The 685-nt window shown below is 59.1% G+C and carries 1 pseudogene; it reads right to left on the bottom strand.

Annotation, left to right across the window (positions count from 1 at the left end):
• A pseudogene (locus tag Q8X51_RS32150) lies at window positions 1-685 on the bottom strand (type IV secretion protein Rhs); the annotation flags it as partial.

Genomic DNA, 685 nt, shown 5'->3' with positions numbered 1-685 from the left:
CAAGTCGGTAGGTCTCGCCAACCTCGTTTTCGATCTCGGTCAGCAATAACCGCACGTTATCGTAGCGGTACTTGACCTGAGTGCCATCAGCGTTGATGCGCCGACTGATCAGGTGCAACCCGTCGGCGTATTCGTAGCGGGTGACATGCCCCAGCTCATCGCGTTCGGCGGTGATTTTGCCGTAAGGGTTGTAGCTGTATTCCCGACATGCCCCACCGGGCAGCACCACGCGAACCAATCGACCCACGCAGTCCCACTGATACTGGGTCAGCGCGCCATGCTCATCCTCGCGCGCCACCTGACGGCCAAGATCGTCATAGCGATACCGCTTGATCCCGCCATTGGGCAACTGCTCCTCAACCAGTTGCCCCCGCTCATTCCACACCAGCCGATGGCAATTGTGATCCGGGTACCAAACCCCAACCAGTTGCCCGTATTTGTCGTAGCTGTAATCCGTAACATGTCCGTCGGGATCGATCTTACGAATGACATCGCCCTGGTCGTTACGCTCGTACTTCCAGACCGCCAGACCCCGCCTTACAACCCGTACGAAGCCATTGTCATGCTCGTAGGACGTCGGCTCATCATCCCCGGGAAACAACGCCACCAAGTGTCCGGCGTCGTCGTACTGATACGCCGTCACCGCCCCCAGCGGATCCTGCTCAACCGTCAGCCGGCCTTTGGC

The organism is Pseudomonas sp. Yb2C2 (assembly GCF_052112325.1).
Taxonomy (GTDB): domain Bacteria; phylum Pseudomonadota; class Gammaproteobacteria; order Pseudomonadales; family Pseudomonadaceae; genus Aquipseudomonas; species Aquipseudomonas marginalis.
The sequence above is the reverse complement of the archived record's forward strand: the minus strand, read 5'-3'. Positions and strand labels throughout refer to the sequence as shown.